Consider the following 19,391-nt stretch of genomic DNA (forward strand, 5'->3'; position numbering starts at 1 on the left):
CTGCTCGACGGTGCATCGCGCCAGCGGCACACCGGCGGCGTGCTCGGCCGATCCGGTGCGTCCGAGCCAGCGGTACTCGTCGTACGGCAGGTGCACGAACGGGCTGTCCGCTGCCGCGCGGATCGCCGCGATCAGCGGCTCGCGCTCGGGGATGGTGTCCGCGTCACCCACCACGACAACCTCGTCCGCGGCCGCATTGCGCATCGCGGTGTTGCGGCACGCGGCGAGCACGAAGGGCACATCCCCCGTGTCGACGGTCTCGAGGGGAACCTGCGGCAGCGCCTCGCGATACCACGCGATCACGCGCTCGTATGCGTCGAGACGCGACGGCGAGGGTCGCCACGGGATCACGATCCGAACGGGGGGAAGCGGCGAGTCGAGAGTCGTCATGCACCGTCCTTTCCCTCTGAGTTTACGGGAGGCTGGCGCCCCTCCCGCACCGCGGGCCACCGCACCGTGCGCGGGGCTCAGCGGGCGGGACTCGGAGGGCGGGAACCGAGCGGGCGGGAACTCAGCAGAGCACGCGCAGCGCACCCGGCTGCACGCGCACGGCCAGCTTGGAGATGTCTCCCGCCTCTTCACCGTCGATCTCGAAGGGCACGGGTCCCGGCAGGGCGACGGCGATGGCCTCGCCGGTGAGGTGCTGCGCGAAGTCGATGCTGACGGTCTCGTCATCCCCGCCGAGCAGCCGCCGGATGCCGTTGTCCCAGACCACCGTGCGCAGGGTCTGCAGCCACTGCGTCACGTTGTCGGCGCTGATCAGCAGCAGATCCAGGCGGCCGTCATCGACCACGGCGTCCGGCAGCAGGGTGACCCCGCCCTGGATGTCACCGCAGTTGCCGATGAGCAGCGTGTGTCCGCTGAGCAGCTGCTCCTCGCCGTCGTCGAGCGTGATGTGGAAGTCGACGGTCTCTGAGGCCGTCACCGCACGTCCCATCGCGGCGACGTAGGCGAGCCAGCCGGCCTTGCTCTTCAGATCGTCGTCGGTCTCCGCGAGCATGTGCGCGTCGAGGCCGAAACCGACCATCACCAGGAATCCGACCTCGACCTCCGCGTCGTCCGTGCGTGTCCAGCCCATGTCGATGCGACGCTCGTCGCCTGCGGCGATGACCTCCAGCGCCTTGGGGATGCTGCCGATCGGGATGCCGAGATTGCGCGCCAGCAGGTTCCCGGTGCCCTGCGGCACGATTCCGAGTGCGGGGGCGTTCTCGACCGACGCGAGGATCTCGGCGACCGTGCGCACGGTGCCGTCCCCGCCGACGGCGATGACGACGTCGCATCCGGCCCGCACCGCCTCGGTCGTCATGGCTCGGCCGGGGTCGTCGGCGGAGGTCTCCCACCACATCAGCTCGGTGTCCGCCGGGACGACATCCGTCACGGCATCCCGAAGTGCGTCGCCCTCGATCTTGGTCGGATTCCAGATGATCCCGAACCGCTGTGCCATCTGCTCCCCCTTCATCACGGCTGGATGTCAGCCGTAGAACTGCTTCTCGAAGACTCGCCGCGCACGACGCGTGACGCGGAGGTAGTCCTCCTCGAGCACGGTGGCGGCGCGGTCAGGATATCCCAGAAGGCGACCGACGCCGTCGAGCTCACGGATATCGGCCGGGAGCACATCCTTCGTCTGCCCCGTGAGCAGCGTCATGGCCGAGCGCAGCCGACTGGCGAGCACCCACGCCTCGCGCAGTCGCTCGGCGTCGTCGGCGGGGAGAAGATCGGCGAGCACGGCGGCATCCAGCGCCTGCAGCGTGGACGTCGTGCGCAGATCGGGCACCCGGTGGCCGTGCTGCAGCTGCAGCACCTGCACCATCCACTCGACATCGCTCAGCGTGCCGGGGCCGAGCTTGAGATGGCGCCGCGGGTCGGCGCCCTGCGGGAGCCGCTCGCCCTCCACCCGCGCCTTGATGCGCTTGATCTCCCGCACATCCTGCAGCGAGACGGCCTCCGGGTAGCGGATGCTGTCAGCGAGCGCGGTGAATCGGGTGATCAGTTTGACGCTTCCGGCTATCCCGCGCGCCCGCAGCAGCGCCTGCGCCTCCCACGACAGCGACCAGCGACGGTAGTACTGCGTGTACGCCTCGATGGTGCGCACGATCGGCCCGTTGCGCCCCTCGGGACGCAGATCGGCGTCGAGCTCCAGCGGCACGCGCTGGTCGGCGAGGTGCTCGCGCAGGCCCGCGACGATCCTGGCGGCGTGCTGCTGAGCGCGCTGCGGATCGACGCCGTTGGGGTCGTAGATGAACAGCACGTCGGCGTCGGAGCCGAAGCCGAGCTCGGCGCCGCCGAAGCGACCCATCGCGATGATCGAGAAGTCCATCGCGTCGTCCTCCGGCGGCACGACCTCGCGGCGCACCGCGCGCAGCGCGGCCTGGATCGTCGCCTCGGTGATCTCGGTGAGCGCCCTGGCCATCTCGTCGACTCCGACCTGCTCCAGCACCGCACCCATCGCCGTGCGCAGCAGCTCGCGTCTGCGCAGCGCCCGCACGGCTCGCAGAGCGGCCTTCGTCGTCGCATGCCTCGTCTGGATCGCGCGCGCCTCCTCGTCGAGCGCGGCACCGCCGCGTGGACGCAGGGCGGCCGGGGTGTCGAGCCAGGCGACGGACTCCGGGATCCACTCCATCAGCTCACCCACGTAGCGCGAGCTCGAGAGCAGCCGGGTCAGGCGCTCGGCGGCACCCGACGAGTCGCGAAGCATCCGCAGGAACCAGTGCGTGTCGCCGAGTCTCTCGCTGATGCGCCGGAAGGCGACGAGTCCGTAGTCGGGGTCGGTGCCGTCGGCGAACCAGCGCAGCATCACCGGCATGAGGTGCCTCTGGATCGTGGCCTTGCGGCTCAGCCCGGAGGTGAGCGCTGCGATGTGCCGCAGCGCGCCGGCGGGGTCGCGGAACCCGATCGCCGCCAGTCGCGAGCCGGCCTGTGCTGTCGAGAGCGTGCGCTCCTCGGCCGGCAGCGAGGCGACGGCCGAGAGCAGGGGCCGGTAGAACAGGCGCACGTGCTGATCTCGCACCGCGCGGCGCACCTCGTCCCAGATCTGCTGCAGACCGGATGCGCTGTCGGCCAGCGCCGTGGCCCTGGCGAGGCGCCGCATGCCCTCGTCGTCTCGCGGCATCAGGTGCGTGCGGGTGAGGTCGTGCAGCTGCAGCCGGTGCTCGAGCAGCCGCAGGATGCGGTACTGCTCACCGAAGGCGCTCGCCTCCGCGCGGCCGATGTAGCCGCCCTCGACGAGCGCGTCGAGCGATTCCAGCGTGCCGCGGGTGCGGATGCCCTCATCGCTGAGCCCGTGCACGAGCTGCAGCAGCTGCACGGTGAACTCGATGTCGCGCAGACCACCGGGACCGAGCTTGATCTGGTAGGGCACATCGTCGGCGGGGATGTGATCGGTGACCCGCTCGCGCATGCGCTGCACGCTCTCGACGAAATCCGACCTCTCGGCGCTGGTCCAGACCTTCGGCTGCACGGCGGTGATGTAGTCCGCGCCGAGTCGGGTGTCGCCGGCCAGCGGACGCGCCTTGAGCAGCGCCTGGAACTCCCAGCTCTTCGCCCAGCGGTCGTAGTAGGCCAGGTGGGATGCCAGCGAGCGCACCAGCGCACCCTGCTTGCCCTCCGGGCGCAGCGCCGCGTCGACCTCCCACAGGGGTGGTTCGATCTCGACGCCGCTCAGTGCCGTCATCGTCTCGCGCGCCAGGCGCGTCGCGATGTCGATCGCCCTCGCCTCGCTGACGACGCTCTCGTCGGCCGTGCCTGCGACGAAGATCACGTCGACGTCGCTCAGGTAGTTCAGCTCGCGCGCACCCGCCTTGCCCATGCCGATGATCGCCAGCCGTGTCGCGGCGATCTCGTCGTGGGTGCCGGCGCGACCCGACCGGTCGACCACCGCGCGGGCGACGGCGAGCCCCGCCTCCAGCGCCGCACCCGCCGCATCCGCGAGTGCGGCCGAGACGCCGGCGATCGCGAGCGTCGCCGACTCCGACGCCAGGTCGACCGCGGCGATCTCGCTCAGACAGCTCCGGTACTCCACCCGCAGTGCGGTGACGGGATCGTCGGCGCGCGCGAAGCCGTCGTCGGCCTCGACGGCCCCGAGCATCCGCGCGGTCAGCTCGGCGGCATCCGGCAGGTGCGTGCGCAGCAGCAGATCGGGATGCAGGCGTTCGGGATGCCGCTCGAAGAACATCCCGAGCGCTCGGGATGCTCCGAACAGCCGCCATGCCGCCTCCCGCGCGACCGGATCGGACAGCACGGCGGCGACCTGCGCCGCGTCGCGGCGCGCGACGCCCACGAGGCCTCGCACCGCGGCATCCGGATCGGCGGCGACCATCCCGTCGGCGAGCTGCGCGCGCTCGAGGCCGGTGAGCTCCGACAGCTCGGTGAGATCCGCGGACGCGGAGGTCAGCTCGACGAAGCCGAGCCGTGCCAGGGCGGACAGCGATATGGACGCATCAGGACGCGCCATCGCCGGCTCAGAGCAGCCCGAGGTTGTTCTTGAGCTCGAACGGCGTCACCTGGCCGCGGTAGGCCTCCCACTCCTTCTGCTTGTTCAGCAGCACGTAGTTGAAGACCTGCTCGCCGAGCGTCTCGGCGACCAGCTCCGAGTCGCGCATGTACTCGAGGGCGTGGTCGAGGCTCGCCGGCAGCGGCGCGTAGCCGAGAGCGCGACGTTCGGAGTCGCTCAGCGACCACACGTTGTCCTCCGCCTCGGGTGGCAGCTCGTACTCCTCCTCGATGCCCTTGAGTCCGGCGGCGAGCATCAGCGCGTACGCGAGATACGGGTTCGCCGCCGAGTCCAGGGCGCGGTACTCGATGCGCGTCGACTGCCCCTTGTTGGGCTTGTACATCGGCACGCGGATCAGGGCCGAGCGGTTCGCGTGACCCCAGGTGACGAAGCTCGGCGCCTCGTCGCCGCCCCACAGGCGCTTGTACGAGTTGACGAACTGGTTGGTGACGGCGGCGATCTCGTTCGCATGACGCAGCAGCCCCGCGATGAACCGGCGGCCGGTGAGCGAGAGCTGATATTCGGCGCCGGCCTCGTAGAAGGCGTTCATGTCGCCTTCGAACAGCGACATGTGCGTGTGCATGCCGCTGCCGGGGTGGTCGTTCAGCGGCTTCGGCATGAACGTCGCGTACACGCCCTGCTCGATCGCGACCTCTTTGACGACGGTCCGGAAGGTCATGATGTTGTCCGCCGTGGTGAGCGCGTCGGCGTAGCGCAGATCGATCTCGTTCTGCCCCGGCCCGCCCTCGTGGTGGCTGTACTCCACCGAGATGCCCAGGTCCTCGAGCATCCGCACGGCGCTGCGGCGGAAGTCGTGCGCGGTGCCGCCGGGGACGTTGTCGAAGTAGCCGGCGCTGTCGGCGGGGATCGGACCCTCCGGACCGAGCTGCGAGGACTTCAGCAGGTAGAACTCGATCTCGGGGTGCGTGTAGAACGTGAATCCGGCGTCGGCCGCCTTCGCGAGCGCCCGACGCAGCACGTTGCGCGGGTCGGAGACAGCGGGTCGACCGTCGGGGGTGGTGAGGTCGCAGAACATGCGGGCGGTCGGGTCGATCTCCCCACGCCAGGGCAGGATCTGGAACGTCGTCGGATCGGGCTGGGCGAGCAGGTCGGACTCGTAGGTGCGCGTCAGCCCTTCGATGGCCGAGCCGTCGAAGCCGATCCCCTCCGCGAAGGCGCCCTCGACCTCAGCGGGCGCGATGGCGACCGACTTGAGGGTTCCGATGACGTCGGTGAACCAGAGTCGGACGAACTTGACGCCGCGCTCCTCGATGGTGCGCAGCACGAAGTCGCGCTGCTTGTCCACCCTCACTGGCCAGACTCGAGAGAGCTGGAGCCCCACGCGTCGTCGGCCGCGTCGTCCGCGGCCCACGCGCGAGAGCGCTCGCGCAGGGTCTCGGGGGCGCGAGCCGCGTCCTCACGCGTGTCGAACGGACCGACCCGGTCGACCGATGCGGACAGCATGCCGAACTCGACCTCCCCGGTGCTGAGGTTGTACCAGTACTTCTCGTCGCCGTCGGACATGTCAGCTCCTTCGTCGGGATCTCGTCACGATCCTAATCGCTGCGTCGTGCATCGCTAGGCTATTCGCCATGGCACAGGCAATCGGCGTCGACATCGGCGGAACGGGCATCAAGGCGGGCATCGTCAATCTCTCCACGGGCACTCTCGATTCGGATCGAGTGCGCGTCCCGACGCCGGAGGGCGCTCACCCCGCCGACGTGGTCGAGACGGTGCGCAGCGTGCTCGACACCCTGGGTGTCGCGGAGTCGACGCTGCCGCTGGGCGTGGCCTTTCCCGCCATCGTGAAGTACGGCAGGACGCTCTCTGCTGCGAACATCTCGAAGGAGTGGGTGGACTTCGAGGCGGAGAAGTTCTTCGAGGACGGACTGGGCCGCAGCATCACGTTCGTCAACGACGCGGACGCGGCCGGCGTCGCCGAGGCTCGTCACGGTGCCGCGCGCGATGCCCGCGGGCTCACCATCATGACGACGCTGGGCACCGGGATCGGCTCGGCCTTCCTCTACAACGGCGTGCTGGTGCCGAACACCGAGCTCGGTCATCTCAACCGCGACGGCGAGTCGATCGAGCGCTGGACCGCCTACTCGGCGATGGAGCGCGAGAGCCTGTCGTGGGAGGAGTGGTCGGCACGTCTTCAGGAGTTCTACTCGCACGTCGAGTTCCTCTTCAGCCCCGACCTGTTCGTCGTCGGCGGCGGCGTGTCGAAGCATCCCGAGAAGTTCCTGCCGCTGCTCGATCTGCGCACCCCGATCGTGTCGGCCGTGCACCGCAACGCATCCGGCATCATCGGCGCGGCGGCTCTGTCGGTCGACTGATCACGCGCACAGCAGGAAGGCCCGGTCATCGACCGGGCCTTCCTGCGTGTTCGGGGCGAGTGGGCCGGCCTGTACGCCGGGTTCTGTTCAGGAGTTCTTCGCTCCCTTGACGGCCATCTCTCTCGACGACACGTTGCCGTGTCGTTCCAGCGACCTACCCGAGGACTCGGCGAGCCGCGTCAACGTCCTCTGTCTGGTCTTGCTCCGGGCGAGGTTTACCTGGCGGAGCGCGTCACCGCGCTCCCCGGTGGTCTCTTACACCACCCTTTCACCCTTACCCCCGAGGGGGCGGTCTTCTCTCTGTGGCACTGTCTCGCGGATCACTCCGGGTGGGTGTTACCCACCGCCCTGCCCTGTGGAGCCCGGACGTTCCTCGGTGCGCTCACGCGCCACGCGGCCGTCCGGCCGACCCACTCGCCCCTCGATTCTACGCGTCCTTCGCGGCGTTCTCGGCGACGTGCACGTCGAGCGGCACGTCGATGTCGAAGCCGGGGAACAGCCGGGCGGTGGCGGCGTCCGCGGCATCGCGGAGGATGCCCGCCACGAGCTGTGCCTGCTCCGCGGGGGCGTGCACGATCACCTCGTCGTGCAGGAAGAGGGCGAGATGCGCGCGGTCGCGGAAGATCGGGCCGGAGGAGGCCGCAGGCACGGATGCCGGCGGAAGGGCCATGAGACGGTGGCGGATCTCGGCGAGCCACAGCAGCGCCCACTCGGCGGCCGTGCCCTGCACGACGAAGTTGCGGGTGAAGCGCCCGCGCTCGCGGGCCCAGCCGCGCGCCCTGCTCTCCTCTGCCCCCGCAGCGTCTGGCCCTCCCGCCAGGGACTGGGCCAGACGCCACGCGTCGTCGGGCCGGGGCGAGCTGCGGCCGAGCAGCGTGCTGACCACTCCCCCCTGCTCGCCGGTGCGCGCGGCGGCGTCGACGAGCCCCATCGCCCGCGGATACACGGTGCGCAGCCGGGGCACGAGCTGCCCGCTCTTACCCGTGGTCGCGCCGTACATGGCTCCGAGCACCGCGTACTTCGCCTCGTCACGCGTCGCGACCGCTCCCGAGCGCACGACGCCCTCGTACAGGTCGCGCCCGCGCGCCGCCTCGACCATGGCGCTGTCGCGCGACATGGCGGCGAGCACGCGCGGCTCCAGTTGCGCCACGTCGGCGTCGACGAGCATCCAGCCGGCGTCCGCCCGGACGGCGTCGCGCAGCTGACGCGGTATCTGCAGCGCCCCGCCGCCGGATGACGCCCAGCGCCCGGTCACCACGGCGCCGGTGAGATAGATCGGACGGAACCGCTCGTCACGCACCCACTCATCGAGCCACACCCATCCGTTCGCGGTGAAGAGTCGGGCGAGCTTCTTGTACTCCAGCAGCGGACCGACCACCGGATGCTCGACGCGCGACAGCTCCCATCGCGAGGTCGAGTCGACGAACACGCCGGCACGGTGCAGCGCCCGCAGCAGGCGCGGCGCGCTGTCGGGGTTCAGGCTCGGGTCGTCGAGACAGCGACCGATCTCGGCGGCGAGCACCGCCATGCGCGCCGGCCGCGCGCCGCGCAGCGGCCGGGGGCCGAGCTGCTGCTCGAGGATGTCATGGTGGGCCGCGGTGCTCCACGGCAGGCCCGCCGCGGTCATCTCCTCCGCGACGAGGGCACCCGTCGACTCCGCGGCGCAGAGCAGCGCGAGGCGGGAGTCGGGTGCCGAGGCCAGTGCCGTCAGCTGAGCTCGCCACTGCGCCCTCACCTCGTCGATGTCGTCGCCGCGTCCGGCGCTCGCGGCGTCCACATCGAACAGCCCCGGCTGCCCGGCGGCGTCGTCGATGTCGTCGGTCCGCAGCCAGCGGTCCGACGGCGGCACCGGATGCGACGACGACGCGGTGTCGCGCAGGATGGCGTGGCAGAGCAGCAGATCGTGCGCCCGGCGCAGCCGCACCCCGGCGGCGAGCAGCCGCGGGTAGAACGTGCGCAGGCTCCGCACGGTCCAGCGCGGTGACAGCTCCTGCTCCATCTCCCGCACCCGCAGGACGAGATCGCGGTCGGCGACCTCCGTGACCGCCGGGTCGGCGTCGACGTCCGCGTGCAGCATGATGATCCACCCGCCGCTCGGGGCTCGCGCCACCAGGGCGTGCGGTGGCTCGGCGGCTCGGGTCACCGCATCCGGTCTGTCACCCGCGGCCGGCATCGGCACGGTCGTCGAGACGGGTGCCGGTCCTCACAGCCCGGACTCGTCGGTGCGCACGAGGATCCCGCCGCATTCCGGGCACGACACGACGTCGTCCTCGGCCGCCACCCGCACGGCCGCCAGCTCGCTGCCGGAGAGCACCATCTGGCAGCCCTCGCAGATCCGCCGGCGCAGCAGGCCGACCCCGATTCCACCCCTCGCGGCGCGGCGCGTGTACTCGGCGAGCAGCTCGGCGGACACGCTCTCGGCGAGAGCGGCACGATCGCGTGCGAGGTGCTCGCCCTCGGCGGCCGCTGCCGCCATCTCCGCCTTCGCGGCGGTGGTGAGCTGAGCGCCCTCGGACTGGGTCTGGTCGATCAGCGCCTGCTGCGCGTCGACCGCCGCCTGCGCGTCCTCCACTCGCCCCATCACGTCGAGCTCCGAATCCTCGAGCATCGTGATGCGCCGGCCGAGGCTCTCGATCTCGTTCTCGAGCGCCTGCGCCTGCTTCGGGTCGGTCGCCGTGGCGAGACGAGCGGCGTCCTTGTCGCGCCGCTGCGCGGCGAGGGAGACGTCGGACTCCAGCCGGGCGAGCTCGGCCTTCGCGTCGTCGAGCACCCCCGTGAGCCCGGTCAGCTCGCCCAGCTGACGCTGGCGGAGGGCGGCGAGCTCATTGATGCGAGCACCCTGCGGGGGCGTGGTGCGGGCGCGCTCCGCCTGCGCGATCCTGCGGTCGAGGTCGGCGATGTCGAGGAGGCGGCGCTGGTGCTCGGGGGTGGCTTTCACCCTTCGAATCTAGCCGCTGCGCGTGCGCCCGTCGACGTCACGCCGAGTCAGCGCGAACGACACCGTCGACATACAGCCACACGCGGTTCTCGCGCACGAAGCGGCTGCGCTCACGCAGCGCGCCTCTGCCCTCGTCGTCGCGGTAGAAGGCCTCGAACTCGACCACGCCCTGATCGTCGAACGGGCCGCCGTCGTTGTGATCGAGGATGTCGAGGCGCGTCCAGCGGGTGCCTCGGTCGAGATCGAGCCGCTCGGGGCGAGTGGAGGGGTGCCAGGTGCGCAGCAGATGCCCCTCGTCGGCGATCGCGAAAGCGGTGAACCGGGAGCGCATCAGTCGCACCGCGGTCGGCGCCGACCCGGATGCCAGCACCGGGCCGCAGCACGCCCCGAACACGTCTCCGCTGGTGCAGGGGCATCGCTGATCGCTCGCGGGTGTCGACATGACTCCATGCTGACACGCGAGCGCCGGGCGGCGCGGCCGTAGGCTGGCCTGACCGACGAACCGAAGGGCCACCATGACCGCTGCTCCCGTCTTCACCGCTCACAACGGATTCCAGCTGCCCGCCGTGGGCTTGGGCACGTACCGGCTGAACGGACAAGCCGGCGCGACGGCGGTCGCCACGGCGATCGGCCTCGGCTACCGTCTGATCGACTCGGCGTTCAACTACGAGAACGAGGGCGCCGTGGGCGCCGGCGTGCGGGCATCCGCAGTCGATCGCTCCGAGATCATCGTCACCACGAAGCTGCCGGGCCGCCACCACGAGTCGGCGAAGGCGCGCACCAGCATCGAGGAGAGCCGGTTCCGTCTCGGACTGGATGCCACCGACCTGCACCTCATCCACTGGCCCAACCCGATCACCGGCCGGTACGAGCAGGCCTGGCAGGGTCTCGTCGATGCCCAGCAGCGCGGGACCGTCCGCCAGATCGGCGTGTCCAACTTCCTCCCCGAGCACCTCGAGCGCATCGAGGCGGCGACCGGCGTGCGGCCCGTCGTGAACCAGATCGAGGTGCACCCCTATTTCCCCCAGGAGGAGGCGCTCGCATTCCATGCCGAGCGCGGCATCCTCACCGAGGCGTGGTCTCCGCTCGGGCGCGCCGAGCAGGTGCTCGACGAGCCGGTCATCATCGAGATCGCCGAGCGTCACGGCATCTCCCCCGTGCAGGCGATCATCGCCTGGCACGTCGCTCGCGGCACCGTGTCGATTCCGAAGGCGTCGTCGCCCGAGCATCAGCGCACCAACCTCGAGGCGGCATCCGTCGTGCTCGACGCCGCCGAGGTCGACGCGATCACCGGACTCGGCCGTGCCGACGGTCGCCTTTTCGACGCAGACCCTGCCTCGCACGAGGAGATGTGAGATCCGGATGGCAGTCGCCGCCGGCACCGCACGGTGAGACAAAGAAACGCGACGTCAATGCCCACACGGCGGCACGACCCCGCCCTTAGCCTCGCTCCTCCTCGGCACCGCAGGCCACCTCAAGCCTCACGGGCTGCTCACATCGGGGCCGGGCCGAGTTTGTCGAGTAGTTTCATCAGCTCCACATAAGCGCGGTTGCGGTACGAGATGAGATCAGCGGCGCGTTCGGCGGGGATCGGCAGGAACCCGCCGCCGCTCTTCGTGCCGAGCTTGCCTGCGGCGACGAGGTCGGCGAGCTGCTGCGGTGTGGCGAAGCGCTCGGGGAACTCTGTCTGCAGCGATTCATAGCAGAAGGCGTAGACGTCCAGGCCCGCCATGTCGGCGACGGCGAACGGTCCGAAGAACGGCAACCGGAAGCCGAAGCTGGTGCGTACGATCGTGTCGATCTCCTCCGGGCCGGCGACTCCCTCTTCGACGAGCTGCGTCGCCTCGTGGAAGAGCGCGTACTGGAGACGGTTCATGACGAAACCGGTGGCATCGCCGACCTCGGCGCACTCCTTGCCGATCTCGGCCATGATCGCTCGAACCCGTGTGACGACTGCGGGGTCGGTGCCGGCATGGGTGATGATCTCGACGCCCGGGATGAAGGGCGACGGGTTCGCGAAGTGCACGCCGAGGAACCGTTCGGGATTCGAGATCGGTTCGGCGAGCTTGCGAATGAGGATGGTCGACGTGTTCGAGCCGATGATCGCATCGGCGGGTGCGGCCTCGGCGATCCGACGGAGCGTGGCGTGCTTGATGTCGATCTTCTCGGGCACGGCCTCGGCGATGAACGAGGCGTGTGCGACTGCATCCTCGAGGGTGTCGGCGTGCAGGTTCGCCTCGATCAGAGCCGGGGCCTCTTGCGGGAACAGCCCGTCGGCGACGAACTGCTTCGCCTCGGCGATCAGCCGCTCGCGGCTGTTCTCAGCGGTGGCGAGGTCGACGTCTGAGATGTGCACCTCGGCACCTGCGAGTGCAAGCACCTGGGCGATGCCCCCTCCCATGTAGCCGCTGCCAACGACGGCATAGATCGGCTGAGCGTCGGTTTTTGACATGCGGGCTCCTAGATTTCTGGGGTGTGACTGTGGTTGCGGCCGGGCGGGGATCAGCCGTTGGGGTCGTGCACGTCTTCGAACTGGTCGGCGCTGAAGGGCGGGGCGACCGAGCACAGCACGCGCAGGTCGACATCGCCGGTGTTGCGGAGCTGGTGCAGTTCGCCTGCGGCGATGACGACGAGGCTTCCCGGACGAACAGGCACGGCGACGTCGTCGACGACCACCTCGCCGACGCCCTCGTGCACGAAGAAGCTCTCTTCCTGCGCCTCGTGGATGTGCGGGTTCGATTCCGAGCCGACGGGGACGACGCTCATTCCCATCCAGAGGTGCTCGGCACCGGTGCCCCACGGAGTGTGCAGGTGCTTGATCTCGCGAGTGTAGGGAGCGCCGAAGCGCGTGCCTTCGACCTCGTCGATATGGGTCTGGTGCATGAAGGTCTCCTTGGTGCTTCGAGAAGTGCGGATATTCAGTACATGACAGCGCCGGCGGAGACGTTGATGTCCTGCCCGGTGATGTTCCGGTTGCGGGGGTCGAGCAGATACTCGACGCTCGCGAGCACGTCGTCCGGCGAGACCGTCGAGCGCGTAGCGGTGCCGGAGACCATCTCGGCGCGCACGTCTGCATCGGGGCTGCCGAGCAGCTCGGCCTGCGCGGAGACGACTCGGTCGAACCGGGGGCCGTCGAGCAACCAGGGCGAAACAACGTTCACGGTGGTGCCTTCCGGGCCGAGCTCCGCCGCGAGCGTGCGGGCGAGGCCGACGAGGGCGAGCTTGCTCGCCGCGTATGGGGACCGGCCGGCCAGCGGGCGCTTGCCGGTGACTGAGCCGATGATGACGATGCGGCCGTTTCCCCGTGCGATGAGTGTCGGCGCGGCCGCGCGGCACAGGCGGAAGACCGAGGTGACGTTGATGTCGAACGTCTCGTTCCATTCGTCATCGGTGACGTCTTGGACGGGGGCGGTGGGGCCCGCGATGCCGGCATTCGCGATCACGCCGTAGAGCCCGCCGGGCGCTGATCCGGCGGTCTCTACCGCTTTCTCGAGGGCGGCGGTGTCGCGCACGTCGCCGACGACGGAGATGAACGATCCGCCCGCCGCCGAGATCTCGGCCTCGAGCTCGGCGAGAGCGTCGGCGGAACGGGCGAGGCCGACCACGGTATGGCCCGTGGAGGCGAGCCCTCGGGACAGATCGGCCCCGAGGCCTCGTGCCGCACCGGTGATGAGCACGGCAGACTGCGGCGCCCCGCGCTGATCGCCGTTCATCGTCAGGCGCCGAACCGGTGCTCGGGAAGGCCCTGGATCCCCAGGCCCGTGACCGCGAAGACGCTGCCGCGCTGCACCGGGTCGTCTGGGAAGCGGGGCAGCGGCGGCTTGGACATCGAGGTGACGTAGAGCACGTCGAGGTTCGCGCCTCCGAACATGACGCTCGTCACCTTCTTCACCGGCATGTCGATGATCCGGTCGACGGTACCGTCCGGTGCGTAGCGCACGAGCTTGCCGTCGTACACCAGTGCGTTCCAGAGATATCCCTCTGCGTCGACCGTCGAACCGTCGGCACCGCCGCCGCGCGACGTGTCGACATCGCCGAACTTGCGGCGGTTGCTCGCGTCACCGGTTTCGAGGTCGTAGTCGTATGCCCAGATCTCGCCCGACCAGGTATCGCTGAAATAGAAGGTCGATCCGTCGGGCGACCAGCAGGGTCCGTTCGAGACGATGAGCTCATCATCGAGCGTGCGCACCGAGAAGTCCGTGTCGAGCGAGTAGAGGGCTGCGGTGGGTCCCTCCTCGTTCTTGTTCATCGAGCCGAACACGAAGCGGCCGCGTGCGTCGACCTTGCCGTCGTTGAGACGGTTCTGGGAGAGGACGGGCTCGGGGTCGTGCAAGAACTCGGTGTCGCCGGTGGCGAAGTCGAGGGTGTGCAATCCGTTCTCGAGGGCGACGATCGCTCCGTCGCCGTCTCGGCGGAGCGCCATCGAACCGATCAGGCCCGGCGTGTCCCACGCGCGGAGCTCCGTGCCGTCGGCGGTGGAGCGGAACACCTTGCCGCCCTTGCTGTCGATCCAGAACAGTCGTTCGAGCTCGGGGTCCCAGAGAGGGCCCTCGCCGAGCTCCGTCTTCACATCTACGAGGATGTCGATTTCCATGATCGGTACTCCATTCGGGTGCGTCAGTGCGTCAGTGCTTCAACGGGCGGTGCGGGATGCGCCGCGGTGAGTGGTGCCCGGCGGGGGATCCGATCCGGATCCCCCGCCAGTCACGGGCTGAGATCAGTCCACGTCCACGCTCAACAGCGTGTCGAGATCGATGCCCGCCGTCCACTCCGGGTGCCACCAGTCGGCCATGAAGCCGTCGGACACCATGCCCGCGGGGAAGGTGTTGCAACCGGCCTCGAGCTCTTCGGCCGAACCCGTCTCGCACATCTTGAGGTCTTCTTGGGTGGCCCAGTCGAAGCCCACGTCGATCGTCGACGGGAACTCTTCGCCCTCGATGGCGCGAACGGCCATGTGCAGTGCTGCTGCGCTCTGCCACGGAGGCGAGCCGGCGGATCCGCCCTGGAGACCGTTCTCGATGTATTCCGGATCCTGCAGGTGCAGGCGGTAGAGGTTCTCGGCCTCGGCGATCATCGGTACGAACGGGCGGCCCGCAGCCTCGAATGCTGCCGGGACGGCGACGCCGCCGACCTGGGCCCAGACGCCGTCGATGTCGTCGAACGCGGCGAGGAAGCGGCTCATGCACTCGCCGGCCGGGCCCTGCGCCCAGTCGCCCGCGCACGAGTCGAGCACGTTGATGCCCCGCTCCTCGAACACGGCCCGAGCGGCGTTCGTGCGGTCCTCGTCGACCGAGGTGCCCGCGACACCGGTGATGAGCACGACATTGCCGGTGTCACCCATGAGGTCTGAGAGGTACTCGGCGCCGACCTTGCCGAACTCGGCCTGGTCGAACGTGACGTTCTTCGCACAGGGTTCGGTGACGACGGCGTCGTAGGTGAACATCGGGATTCCGGCGTCGCAGCCCTGCTTGATCACCTGATTGAGCGCGGTGGGAGAGATCGGATAGATCAGGATCGCATCGTACTGGGCGGTGATCATCTGCTGGATCTGCGAGATCTGCGTCTGGGCATCGGTGCCCGCGATGAAGGTCTCGACCGAATCGACCTTGTCCTTCAGCGCATCGGACTCGGCGGCCGCGTAGACGAGGCTCTGCGCCTCGCCCTGCCAGTCGTTGCCCGAGTAGCTCATGCTCAGCGCGATCCGGTAGCCGCCGTCGCCGTCGCCCGCAGAGCCGCCTCCGGTGTTACCCGATGCACAGCCCATGAGGGTCATCGCGCCTGCCGCAGCAAGCGCGATCCCCGCGAGGATTCTCTTCTTATGCATGCTGGTGTTTCCCTTCCCTTTCACTACTGAATAAATATTGGTGCTGACTCAAGAGCGTCAGGTTTTTGACGCCTCTTGGAGGTCTTGCGCTTCCGCTGCCGGAACTCGATGCTCGCGAACATCACCGCCACGAGGATGACGAGGCCCTGCACGATCGTGCGCACTGCTTCGGGCAGCTGGAACGTCATGAGCAGCGTGACGAGCATGCTCAGCAGAACGGCGCCGCCGAGGGTGCCGAGGAAGTGGCCGCGGCCGCCCGAGAACGCCGCACCACCGAGGGCCACGACCGCCACCGACATGAGCAAATACGGCGATCCCATCGCGAGGTAGCTCTGACCGGCGAGGCCCGAGAGCATCATGCCGGCGAGGGCGGCGCTGACACCCGAGATGACGTAGGTGGCGATGATGATGCCCTTGGAGCGCACGCCGGCGAGCCTCGACGCGGCGGGGTTCAGGCCGACGGCCTGGTACTCGCGGCCGAAGCGGGTCTGCCGGTACACGAAGCAGACGATCACCGTCAGAACGAGCAGCGCCGGGATCACCATCGGCATGCTGCCGTCGGAGCCCTTCATGAACTGCGCGATCGCCGGCGGCGGCGAGCCGGTCACGGCACCGCCCGTCCACCCGAGTGAACTGCCCTCGAGGATCGCGCTGAGCGCGAGCGTCATCACGACGGGGTGGATGCCGAAGAACGAGACCCCGAATCCGTTCACCGCGCCCATCGCCGCGCCGTAGGCGATTGCGACGATCGCGCCGAGCAGGAAGCGGTCGTTCGACCCGCCCGAGACCGCGGTGAACAGGATCGCCGACGAGCTGAGGATCCACGGGATCGACATGTCGATGCCGCCGCCGAACACCACGGCGCCCTGGCCGAGGCCCGCCACAGCGGTGATCGCCGCGAGCGAGATGATGGTCTGCATGCTCGAGGGCCCTGCGAGGTTCGGGCGGATCAGCAGCATGAACAGGTAGACCAGGACCACCACGACCCACACGACGGTGACCGTGCGGCGCGCGTCGCCGAGATCGAGCGGCCCGCGCCTGCGGCGGGAGCGCTGCACGCCATGAACCGCGGTGTCGAAGCTCACTTTCTGATTCACGACGAGGCTCCTTCCAGAGTGATCGACTGCTTTCGGTTTCGTTGCAGGATCGTCACGGCGATGACGCTCTGGATCCCCAGCGCGATCAGCAGCAGGATGCCGCGGCCGATCGTGCCCCAGAAGCTCGCGAACCCGAGCACGAAGAGTACGTTGACGAGGATGGTCACGCAGAAGGCGCCGAGCATCGCCCCGATCACGGAGCCGCGACCGCCGCCGAGCCGCAGGCCGCCGACCACGATGGCTGCGAATGCGCCGAGCAGATAGGCGCTGCCGATCTGCGAGTCGCCGCCCGAGGTCTGCGAGGTGAGCGCGACTCCGGCGAGACCGTAAAGGGCACCGGCGAGCGTGAACGCGACGAGCTTGATCTTACGCACCTTGAAGCCGGAGTACTGCGCCGACTCCTCGTCGCTGCCCACGGACAGGAGCTGCCCGCCGAACCGCGAGCGGCGCAGGAACACCCAGCCGACCACGATGAGCAGCATGATGATGAGACCGACCGGGATGCCGCCGACATCAGAGGTGACGAACCCGATGACCGAGAACCCCTCGACGGGGTCGATGCCGCGCGGCTTGGGCAGCAGGAGGAGGGCGAGCCCCGAGTAGACGAAGCCGGTGGCCAGGGTCACGACCACGGGTTCGAGCTTGAACGTCGTCACGATGAGGCCGTTGATGAGACCCGCGAGCGCCCCGATGGCGATCGAGATCAGCACCCACAGGATCTGCTGCCCGACACCACCGCCGAAGTTGATGGTAAGAACCGCGTTCGTGACGGCGATGATGCCAGCCGGCGACAGGTCGAGGCCGCCGACGAGAACGACGAAGGCGAGACCGGCGGCAGCGAGCGCGAGAGTGAGGGTCGCGTTGATCAGGGTGTATTTGATCTGTGCCGGCGACAGCGCGCCCGGGGAGAGCGAGGCATAGATCGCCAGGAGCGCGACGGCGAACAGGATCGGCACGATGAGCCCGCTCTCGGCGAGACGCTGAGTGGTGCTTTTCAGGGACTTCATCGGCTGGCTCCGATCGCTGCAGACATGAGGTTGCTTTCTTGCAGGTCTTCGCCCTGGAATTCGGCCACCACGGTGCCGCGATAGATCACGATCGCACGGTGGCAGAGGTTGACGATCTCAGGGATCTCGGTCGAGTACACGAGGACGGCTTTCCCCTGCCGCGCGTAGTCGCCGATCAGGCGGTAGATCTCGTACTTCGTGCCGACGTCGACGCCGCGCGTGGGGTCGAACAGCAGCAGCACGTCGCTGTCGTTCGCGAGCGCCTTGGCGAAGACGACCTTCTGCTGGTTCCCACCGCTGAGCGAGCTGACCGGGTCATCGATCTTGGTCTCGTCGACCTGGACCGAACGCATCAGGTTGCGAACGGCCGACTCTTCTTTCGCATCGTTGATCCAGAACGCGGACGTCACCCGGCGCAGCACCGGCAGGGCGATGTTCTTGCGAATCGACATCTCGAGGATCGCACCGAGGGTCTTTCGTTCGGCAGGCACGAGGGAGATGCCATTGACGCCCTTCTTCGGTCGGAGCGCCTTCGCCGGAGAAGAGGTGTTGATCGTGTTTCCGTCGAGTCTGACCGTGCCCGCATTCTTGCGACGCGCGCCCGCGAGGACTTCGAAGATCTCCTCCTGTCCCTGGCCGTCGAGGCCCGCGACGCCGACGATCTCGCCGGCACGGATCGAGAGGTCGAGATCTCTCAGCTGGCCCTTGGTGCCCACCGACTCGGCCTGCAGGACGACCGGAGATGCCTCGTCGAACGCGGGCCGCTCAGGGTACGCGGATTCGAGGGATCGACCGATCATCTGCTCGATGACCGTGGTGCGGTCGTAGGCCGACCGGTCGACGTTGTCGACGAGGAGACCGTTGCGCTGCACGTAGATCTCGTCGCAGAAGCGCTCGATCTCTTCGAGCATGTGGGTGATGATGATGACGGCCGCGCCCGCCGCGGTGACGCGCCGGATGATCCTCTCCAGCCAATCGACATCGTCCGGCAGGAGGGCACTCGTGGGCTCGTCGAGGATGAGCACCTGATGCGGGCGGTTGACGGCGCAGAGGATCTCTGCGAGCTGCTGGTCGCGCAGCGAGAGGGAGTCGATCCGCGACGAGGCATCGATGGAGGCGAGGCCCCACTCGGCCGCCAGCTTCTCTGCATACCGGGTCTGTTTGCGGCGGCCGGACACCCAGCCGTCCTTTCGCTGCAGCTGGATGTTCTCGGCCAGGGATAGGTCGGCGATCAGGCTGAGCTCCTGGAACACGGTGCTGACGCCGAGATCCCTGGCATCCTGAGGGCCGCGCATGGTGACCGGCGTGCCGCCGAGGACGATCTCGCCGTCATCGGGGATCACCGCGCCGCACATCGATTTCACCAGCGTCGACTTGCCGGCGCCGTTCTCTCCGACGAGTCCGTAGACCCGCCCGCCGCGCAGCGCGACAGAGATGCCTTTCAGCGCCTGCGTGCTGCCGTAGCTCTTGCGAATGTTCCGCATCTCGAGCACGAACTCGGTTTCGCTCATACTGACCCCTTCGGCCGAAAAAGTTCACCTTCTGTCAGCTGCTTTCGCGTCCGTGCGGGAGTCGTGCCGAGGGAGCTGTCCGCACTGACAGAGAACTCTGATACGTCCCAATGGTGCGCACCGAGCAGAGCGTTAAGCAACGTTCGAATGAATCTCGTGCAAAGTGTCGTCCGCCGGGGTCTAATGGGG

Annotated in this window: 18 protein-coding genes and 1 other RNA gene; 2 read left to right on the plus strand and 17 right to left on the minus strand. The window is 68.8% G+C overall.

What is annotated here, in order from left to right:
• The 5 genes from BFN01_RS04020 to BFN01_RS04040 all read right to left on the minus strand — a co-directional run.
• Nucleotides 1–390 (minus strand): hypothetical protein (locus BFN01_RS04020; RefSeq protein WP_218161795.1); only part of this gene is annotated, 390 nt, incomplete at its 3' end.
• 121 nt (nt 391–511) lie between these two features.
• Nucleotides 512–1,444, minus strand: a complete 933-nt coding sequence (locus tag BFN01_RS04025; RefSeq protein ID WP_071641882.1) for a diacylglycerol kinase family protein — start codon at nt 1,442–1,444, stop codon at nt 512–514.
• Nucleotides 1,445–1,471: 27 nt separating this feature from the next.
• Nucleotides 1,472–4,450, minus strand: a complete 2,979-nt coding sequence (locus BFN01_RS04030; protein WP_071641833.1) for a bifunctional [glutamine synthetase] adenylyltransferase/[glutamine synthetase]-adenylyl-L-tyrosine phosphorylase — start codon at nt 4,448–4,450, stop codon at nt 1,472–1,474.
• A 7-nt stretch (nt 4,451–4,457) separates the two neighbouring features.
• On the minus strand, nt 4,458–5,795 hold the full coding sequence (locus BFN01_RS04035; protein ID WP_071641835.1) for a glutamine synthetase family protein: 1,338 nt from the start codon (nt 5,793–5,795) through the stop codon (nt 4,458–4,460).
• 2 nt (nt 5,796–5,797) lie between these two features.
• On the minus strand, nt 5,798–6,013 hold the full coding sequence (locus tag BFN01_RS04040; RefSeq protein WP_071641837.1) for a hypothetical protein: 216 nt from the start codon (nt 6,011–6,013) through the stop codon (nt 5,798–5,800).
• A gap of 68 nt (nt 6,014–6,081) precedes the next feature.
• On the opposite strand from BFN01_RS04040, the gene ppgK reads away from it, so the two are divergent.
• Nucleotides 6,082–6,825, plus strand: coding sequence for a polyphosphate--glucose phosphotransferase (ppgK, locus tag BFN01_RS04045; protein WP_071641839.1), 744 nt, complete (start codon nt 6,082–6,084; stop codon nt 6,823–6,825).
• Between the two features lie 56 nt (nt 6,826–6,881).
• Here ppgK and rnpB read toward each other — a convergent pair.
• The 4 genes from rnpB to BFN01_RS04065 form a co-directional block, all read right to left on the minus strand.
• Nucleotides 6,882–7,238, minus strand: an RNA gene (rnpB, locus tag BFN01_RS04050) — RNase P RNA component class A.
• 14 nt (nt 7,239–7,252) lie between these two features.
• The gene (locus BFN01_RS04055) at nt 7,253–8,998 is read right to left on the minus strand and encodes a bifunctional 3'-5' exonuclease/DNA polymerase (RefSeq protein ID WP_071641841.1); all 1,746 of its coding nucleotides are present in this window, start codon (nt 8,996–8,998) and stop codon (nt 7,253–7,255) included.
• Nucleotides 8,999–9,028: 30 nt separating this feature from the next.
• The gene (locus tag BFN01_RS04060) at nt 9,029–9,763 is read right to left on the minus strand and encodes a zinc ribbon domain-containing protein (RefSeq protein WP_071641843.1); all 735 of its coding nucleotides are present in this window, start codon (nt 9,761–9,763) and stop codon (nt 9,029–9,031) included.
• Nucleotides 9,764–9,800: 37 nt separating this feature from the next.
• Complete coding sequence (locus tag BFN01_RS04065; protein ID WP_071641845.1) at nt 9,801–10,205, minus strand: YchJ family protein; 405 nt, start codon at nt 10,203–10,205, stop codon at nt 9,801–9,803.
• A gap of 73 nt (nt 10,206–10,278) precedes the next feature.
• On the opposite strand from BFN01_RS04065, the gene BFN01_RS04070 reads away from it, so the two are divergent.
• Nucleotides 10,279–11,118 (plus strand): aldo/keto reductase, encoded by an 840-nt coding sequence (locus BFN01_RS04070; protein WP_071641847.1) that lies wholly within the window; start codon nt 10,279–10,281, stop codon nt 11,116–11,118.
• Between the two features lie 137 nt (nt 11,119–11,255).
• Here BFN01_RS04070 and BFN01_RS04075 read toward each other — a convergent pair whose 3' ends face one another.
• The 8 genes from BFN01_RS04075 to BFN01_RS04110 all read right to left on the minus strand — a co-directional run bounded on the left by BFN01_RS04075 (nt 11,256) and on the right by BFN01_RS04110 (nt 19,202).
• Nucleotides 11,256–12,215, minus strand: a complete 960-nt coding sequence (locus BFN01_RS04075; RefSeq protein WP_071641849.1) for a 3-hydroxyacyl-CoA dehydrogenase family protein — start codon at nt 12,213–12,215, stop codon at nt 11,256–11,258.
• 50 nt (nt 12,216–12,265) lie between these two features.
• The gene (locus tag BFN01_RS04080) at nt 12,266–12,646 is read right to left on the minus strand and encodes a cupin domain-containing protein (protein ID WP_071641851.1); all 381 of its coding nucleotides are present in this window, start codon (nt 12,644–12,646) and stop codon (nt 12,266–12,268) included.
• Nucleotides 12,647–12,681: 35 nt separating this feature from the next.
• On the minus strand, nt 12,682–13,476 hold the full coding sequence (locus tag BFN01_RS04085) for an SDR family NAD(P)-dependent oxidoreductase (protein WP_071641853.1): 795 nt from the start codon (nt 13,474–13,476) through the stop codon (nt 12,682–12,684).
• Nucleotides 13,477–13,478: 2 nt separating this feature from the next.
• Nucleotides 13,479–14,357 carry an SMP-30/gluconolactonase/LRE family protein gene (locus tag BFN01_RS04090; RefSeq protein WP_071641854.1) on the minus strand — a complete coding sequence of 293 codons (879 nt, stop codon included), beginning with the start codon at nt 14,355–14,357 and terminating at the stop codon, nt 13,479–13,481.
• A gap of 123 nt (nt 14,358–14,480) precedes the next feature.
• Nucleotides 14,481–15,587, minus strand: a complete 1,107-nt coding sequence (locus BFN01_RS04095) for a sugar ABC transporter substrate-binding protein (protein ID WP_071641856.1) — start codon at nt 15,585–15,587, stop codon at nt 14,481–14,483.
• Between the two features lie 23 nt (nt 15,588–15,610).
• Nucleotides 15,611–16,684 (minus strand): ABC transporter permease, encoded by a 1,074-nt coding sequence (locus tag BFN01_RS04100; protein WP_071641858.1) that lies wholly within the window; start codon nt 16,682–16,684, stop codon nt 15,611–15,613.
• Entirely contained in the window at nt 16,681–17,691 is a 1,011-nt protein-coding gene (locus BFN01_RS04105) for an ABC transporter permease (RefSeq protein ID WP_071641860.1), read from the minus strand. The genes BFN01_RS04100 and BFN01_RS04105 overlap by 4 nt, the downstream gene beginning before the upstream one ends.
• A complete protein-coding gene (locus BFN01_RS04110) occupies nt 17,688–19,202 on the minus strand; it encodes a sugar ABC transporter ATP-binding protein (RefSeq protein WP_071641862.1) in 1,515 nt (504 codons plus the stop codon). The genes BFN01_RS04105 and BFN01_RS04110 overlap by 4 nt, the downstream gene beginning before the upstream one ends.
• Nucleotides 19,203–19,391 lie beyond the last annotated feature (189 nt).

The sequence above is a fragment of the Microbacterium sp. AR7-10 genome, assembly GCF_001878835.1.
Classification (GTDB): Bacteria; Actinomycetota; Actinomycetes; order Actinomycetales; family Microbacteriaceae; genus Microbacterium; species Microbacterium commune.

Bases quoted from the DNA above. Each gene is read 5' to 3' on its own strand.
- BFN01_RS04025 (WP_071641882.1), bottom strand. From the start codon at position 1,444: ATGGCACAGCGGTTCGGGATCATCTGGAATCCGACCAAGATCGAGGGC.
- BFN01_RS04030 (WP_071641833.1), bottom strand. From the start codon at position 4,450: ATGGCGCGTCCTGATGCGTCCATATCGCTGTCCGCCCTGGCACGGCTC.
- BFN01_RS04040 (WP_071641837.1), bottom strand. From the start codon at position 6,013: ATGTCCGACGGCGACGAGAAGTACTGGTACAACCTCAGCACCGGGGAG.
- ppgK (WP_071641839.1), top strand. From the start codon at position 6,082: ATGGCACAGGCAATCGGCGTCGACATCGGCGGAACGGGCATCAAGGCG.
- BFN01_RS04055 (WP_071641841.1), bottom strand. From the start codon at position 8,998: ATGCCGGCCGCGGGTGACAGACCGGATGCGGTGACCCGAGCCGCCGAG.
- BFN01_RS04065 (WP_071641845.1), bottom strand. From the start codon at position 10,205: ATGTCGACACCCGCGAGCGATCAGCGATGCCCCTGCACCAGCGGAGAC.
- BFN01_RS04070 (WP_071641847.1), top strand. From the start codon at position 10,279: ATGACCGCTGCTCCCGTCTTCACCGCTCACAACGGATTCCAGCTGCCC.
- BFN01_RS04075 (WP_071641849.1), bottom strand. From the start codon at position 12,215: ATGTCAAAAACCGACGCTCAGCCGATCTATGCCGTCGTTGGCAGCGGC.
- BFN01_RS04080 (WP_071641851.1), bottom strand. From the start codon at position 12,646: ATGCACCAGACCCATATCGACGAGGTCGAAGGCACGCGCTTCGGCGCT.
- BFN01_RS04085 (WP_071641853.1), bottom strand. From the start codon at position 13,476: ATGAACGGCGATCAGCGCGGGGCGCCGCAGTCTGCCGTGCTCATCACC.
- BFN01_RS04090 (WP_071641854.1), bottom strand. From the start codon at position 14,357: ATGGAAATCGACATCCTCGTAGATGTGAAGACGGAGCTCGGCGAGGGC.
- BFN01_RS04095 (WP_071641856.1), bottom strand. From the start codon at position 15,587: ATGCATAAGAAGAGAATCCTCGCGGGGATCGCGCTTGCTGCGGCAGGC.
- BFN01_RS04105 (WP_071641860.1), bottom strand. From the start codon at position 17,691: ATGAAGTCCCTGAAAAGCACCACTCAGCGTCTCGCCGAGAGCGGGCTC.
- BFN01_RS04110 (WP_071641862.1), bottom strand. From the start codon at position 19,202: ATGAGCGAAACCGAGTTCGTGCTCGAGATGCGGAACATTCGCAAGAGC.